The following is a 5953-nucleotide window of genomic DNA, read 5'->3' as shown; positions in this document are numbered from 1 at the left end:
ATGAATAATTAATAATTAATAATTAATAATTAATAATTACCTCTTTAAAACTACTGACTACTGACTACTAAAAAAAATGACTTTAAATCAAATTGAACGACAAGCAATAGCTAAAAAACTGACAAATCTCTCTGATAAAAAACGGATAGCTTTAATAGAATTACTGACTAAGGAAGGAATAGATCCACTCAAATTACCGATCGCTCCTGCCATCAGAAAATCAAATAGATTTCCTCTATCCTGGACACAAGAACGACTGTGGTTCCTCAACGAGCTAGAGGGAGAAAATGCCACCTATAATGATTTATGGGCGTTTTCTATGACAAGCAATATTAACCTTGAGACTCTACAATCAGCTTTAGCAGAAATTGTCCGTCGCCATGAAATATTGAGGACTCGGTTTGAATCAGTTAACGGCGTACCTTTACAGATAGTTGAACCAGACATTAGCCTTAAAATCGAAATTACTGACTGGCAAAATCTAGACTCTACTCAACAACAGATAGACCTAGAAAAATATCTCCAGCAAGAAAGAATAAAACCTTTTAACCTGACCACAGGTCCCTTACTACGAGTAAACCTGGTGAAACTTTCAGCTAGAGAATCAATATTGTTGATAATAACGCACCATATTATCTGGGATATTTGGTCACTAGGAATCTTTTTCAAAGAACTCTCAATTTTATACACTACCTATAGTCAGGGTGAGACATTTCCCTTACCAAAATTACCAATTCAATATGCCGACTTTGCAGTTTGGCAAAGACAATATTTGAGTGGAGAAATATTAGAAACTCAACTAAATTACTGGAAGCAAAATTTAGCAAATGCACCTGAATTATTACAATTACCAACCGATAGATCTCGACCTACAGTTCAAACTTACCAAGGTACAACTCAAACTTGGCATTTAGATACAGAGTTAACCGAGAAGTTACAAAATTTGTCTCGCCAGAATGGTACAACCTTATTTATGACTCTGTTAGCAGCATTTGCTACATTACTATATCGTTACAGCGGTCAGTCAGATATTTTAATAGGTTCGCCCATAGCTAATCGTAACCGCAGTGAAATTGAGTCATTAATCGGCTTTTTTGTCAATACTCTAGTATTAAGAACTGCATTTGTGGATAATCCCAGTTTTGAAGAGTTACTAGCACAAGTGAAGGAAACAACACTGAAAGGATATGAGCATCAAGATGTGCCTTTTGAGAAAGTGGTAGAAGCATTGCAACCACAAAGGTCTTTGAGTTATTCACCTCTGTTTCAGGTAATGTTTGTTTTGCAGAATGTGCCACGGAATGCAGTGATGGGTGAGGTAGAATTACCTGGTTTGAATAGTGTTATTGATTCACAAAGAAAAATTGCTAGATTCGACCTAACCTTGACATTATCGGAAACTGAGTCTGGGTTATTAAATGAATGGGAGTACAACACTGACTTATTTGATAGTTCAACTATTGAGCGGATGGCAGGTCATTTCCAGAATTTGTTGTCAGCAATTGTGGAAAATCCGGCACAGAAGGTAGATGAATTACCCCTGTTGAGTGCAGCAGACAGTCATCAATTATTAGTGGAATGGAATGATACAGCAGTTGAATATCCACAGTCGCAATGTATTCATCAATTATTTGAACAACAAGTTGAAAAAACACCGGATGCAGTAGCAGTAGTATTTGAGGGGGAACAATTAACATATCAACAGTTAAATACTAAAGCGAATCAGTTAGCTCACTATTTACAGAGCTTAGGTGTGAAACCGGAAACATTGGTAGGTATTTGTGTAGAACGTTCTGTAGAAATGGTAGTAGGATTATTGGGTATTCTCAAAGCTGGTGGTGCTTATGTACCATTAGACCCCAGTTATCCAAAGGAACGTTTAGCTTATATGTTAGAAGATGCTGCTGTGTCAGTGTTGCTAACTAGCGAGTCAATATTAGAAAACTTGCCAGAACACTCAGCACAAGTGGTATGTTTGGATAGTAACTGGGATGCTATTGCTAATCAGAGTATTGATAATCCAGTTAATACGGCGACTCCAGAAAATTTGGCTTATGTAATCTATACATCAGGTTCTACAGGGAAACCAAAAGGAGTTCAAATCTGCCACTATTCTGTAGTCAATTTCTTAGTATCGATGAATAGCGATCTAGGATTAACTGCAGAGGATACCTTGAGTGCAATTACTACTATATGCTTTGACATCGCAGCTTTAGAGTTATATCTCCCACTGACTGTAGGAGCAAAACTTGCTATAGTTTCACGTCAAGTAGCAACTGATGGTAATTTGTTATTGGATTATTTACAAAAATCATCTACCACAGTAATGCAAGGAACTCCTGCTACCTGGGAAATGCTCTTAGTTTCAGGTTTATCAGAGCAAAACTTGGGAATTAAAATTCTATGTGGTGGAGAAGCTTTATCTGTTCAATTAGCTGGTCAACTTAAGAAAAGTTGTGCCGAATTATGGAATTTGTACGGCCCGACAGAAGCTACTATTTGGTCAGGAATTTACTCTGTGGAAGATAGTTCAAAGCTATCAGAAAGTGGAAAAGTAACCGTACCAATTGGTCATCCTATTGCCAACACTCAAATCTATATTCTCGATCGCTCTGGTCAACCAGTACCTATAGGAGTAGCGGGAGAACTGCATATTGGCGGTGCTGGTTTAGCTCGTGGTTATCTCAACCGACCAGAATTGACAGCGGAAAAATTTATTCCTAACCCTATTAAAGAAAATATATCCCTTCTGCCTTCTGCCTTCTGCCTTCTGCCTTCCCTCTATAAAACAGGAGACTTAGCTCGATATTTGCCCGATGGCAACATAGAATATCTCGGTCGCATTGATAACCAGGTGAAACTCCGAGGTTTCCGTATTGAACTTGGAGAAATAGAATCAGCTCTATCAACCCATCCTCAAATACAGCAAACCGTAGTTATTTGTCGAGAAGACAGTCCAGGAAATAAACGACTGGTAGCTTATATAGTTGCTTCTGAGTCAGAAGTCGATAAAAAAGAGTTGCGACGATACTTACAATCAAAGTTACCAGAATACATGGTACCGTCTGTCTTTGTATTGTTAGAAACTCTCCCACTAACTCCCAATGGCAAAATAGACCGCAAAGCTTTACCTGCACCAGATATAGATTTAACTAGCTCCGATGAATATGTTCCACCTCAAACTCCTACTCAAGAAATTATTGCTAATATCTTTGCAGAAGTTTTGGCAGTAACTCAAGTAGGCATCCACGACAACTTCTTCGATCTGGGAGGTCATTCCCTCCTGGCAACTCAAGTAATATCTCGCATCCGCCAATCCTTGGAAGTAGAAATTCCGCTCAAAGCACTATTTGAATTTCCTACTGTCGCCCAACTAGACCAAAATCTCAAACAGTTAACTGAGAGCTCAACCAAAATTCACAGACCAGCTATTCAACCCATCCCCAATAAAGTTGAACCCCTACCCCTATCCTGGGCACAAGAAAGACTCTGGTTTATCGACCAACTAGAAGGAAGTAGCACAACCTACAGTGATTCTGGAGCGTTACGTATTACAGGCAATCTTAACTATGATGCTCTCAACTCAGCAATCTTAGAAATTATTCGTCGCCATGAAGTGTTACGCACTCGATTTGAAGCGATCGACGGTACTCCCGTACAGATAATTGAACCAGATATTAACTTCCAACTAGAAATTAATGATTGGCAACATCTATCTCCTACTCAACAGGAAACAGACTTGCAAAAATATCTCCGGCAAGAAGCTGCAACACCTTTGAATCTTCACACAGGTCATCTGCTACGAGTTACTCTACTGAAATTTTCAACCACAGAATCAATATTAGTAGCGACAATGCACCATATCATCACAGATGCTTGGTCAAATGGGATATTTATCAAAGAGTTTTCTACTCTCTACAATGCTTATAGCCAAGGAGAAAAATCGACCTTAACTGAATTGCCTATCCAGTATGGTGATTATAGTGTTTGGCAACGACAGTGGTTAAGGGGAGAAGTTCTAGAAAATCTGCTTTCTTATTGGAAACAACAACTTGCTAGCGCTCCTGCCACTTTGGAATTACCATTTAAGAAGAAAAAAGGAGAGGTAACAACTGGAGAAAGTCAGGTTGAATCTTTTACGATCTCTACTACAGTGGCAGAAAAACTCCATACTTTGAGTCGTCAAGAAGGTGTCACTTTATTTATGACAATGCTGGCGACTTTACAAACTCTTCTAAGTCGTTACACAAATTCTGACGATATTGTTGTGGGTACTGATATTGCTAATCGCAACCAAGGGGAAACAGAATCTTTGATTGGATTTTTTGTGAATCTGCTGGTGTTGCGAACTAACTTATCAGGCAATCCAACTTTTAAAGAGTTGCTAAAGCGAGTGCAGGAGGTGACATTAGGAGCTTATGCTCATCAAGATTTACCATTTGCTAAGTTGGTAGATGTTTTACGACCTGAGAGAAAAGATAATACAACTCCTCTATTTCAGGTGTTGCTTGTGTTTCAGAATACTCCAATATCCAAGTTTGAATTTCCTAATTTAACTATTGAACCTTTGCCGTTCGATAATGGAGTAACTAGGTTTGATTTAGCTATATTTGTTGAAGAAACTGAGGCTGGAATTACTTGGAATTTCAGATATAGTACAGACTTTTTTGACCGACAAGATATCGCTCAAATGTGTAACCATTTACAAACTTTATTAACTAATATTGCTGATAAGCCAGATACTAAAATTAAGGAATTAGAAATGTTAACTGAAGCTGAAAAAGAAGCTCAAGTAGCTGCTAAAGCTAAACGCACTAAAGCTAACTTTAAAAAGTTTAAATCTATCAAACCAAAGGCTGTTAGTCTGCCAGAAAAAGATTTAATTAAAACCAGTTATTTACAACCGGAACAAACTCTTCCTTTGGTAATCGAACCTAATAGCAAGGAAGTTGATATAGCTGACTGGGCAATGAATAACCGAGAATTTTTTGAGACTAATTTACGCCAACATGGTGCGATTTTGTTGAAAGATTTTCATATTAATTCGGTCTCGGAATTTGAAAAGGTGGCTGGTGCTATTACTCCAAGTTTATTTGGAGAATATGGAGATTTACCAAGGGAAGGTGTGAGTAAGAAAGTTTATGGTTCCACACCTTATCCAGAGGATAAAGCTATCCTATTTCATAATGAAAGTAGTCATTTAAATCGTTGGCCTCAGATAATATTTTTCCTATGTTTAAAGGCAGCAGAATCAGGGGGAGAAACTCCTATTGTTGACTGTCGAAAGGTTTATCAAATGTTAAATCCTAAGTTACGAGAAAAATTGGAGGAAAAACAATTAATGTATGTCAGAAATTACATAGAAGATTTAGATGTTAGCTGGCAAGATTTTTTCCAAACTAATAATAAATCGGAGGTTGAAAGTTATTGTAAAAATGCTGGAATAGAATTGAAATGGTTAGAAAATAATGGTTTAAAAACTTCTAAGGTAAGACCAGCCATTACGACTCATCCGAAAACAGGAGAAAAGATATTTTTTAATCAAATTCAGTTACATCACATCTCATATTTAGATGCTGCTGTGCGGGAATCTTTGTTGTCTGAATTTGGAGAAGAAAGACTACCTCGGAATGTTTATTATGGTGATGGTTCGCCTATTGAAGATTCAGTAATTGAGGAGATTGGAGCGATTTATGAACAAGCTGCTATTAGTTTTCCTTGGCAAGCTGGAAATATGATTATGCTCGATAATATGCTGATTGCTCACAGTCGAAATCCTTATGTTGGGGAGCGGAAAATTGTTGTAGCAATGGGGGAATTGATGGAAGAATAGGAAAATGTATATCAGGAAAATCGGTGTTGCTGAATTGAAGTATGAATGGGGGATTGTTTGGTTCTAGTCAAGCCTCCTAAATCCCCCGGACTTTTAGAGTTTTATTCCCCCCAAAATTGG

The 5953-nt window shown here is 37.8% G+C and carries 1 protein-coding gene; it reads left to right on the top strand.

Going from position 1 to position 5953, the window contains the following annotated elements; genetic code table 11:
- Nucleotides 1–76 precede the first annotated feature (76 nt).
- Nucleotides 77–5833: an amino acid adenylation domain-containing protein gene (locus AC3DU7_RS22550; RefSeq protein ID WP_488041542.1), complete on the top strand. Its 5757-nt coding sequence runs from the start codon at nt 77–79 to the stop codon at nt 5831–5833.
- Nucleotides 5834–5953: the final 120 nt, after the last annotated feature.

This window comes from Okeania sp., from assembly GCF_983059655.1.
This window is presented reverse-complemented; position numbering and strand designations above follow the sequence as displayed.

Coding starts and splice junctions, on each gene's coding strand:
- AC3DU7_RS22550 (WP_488041542.1), top strand. CDS start 77: ATGACTTTAAATCAAATTGAACGACAAGCAATAGCTAAAAAACTGACA.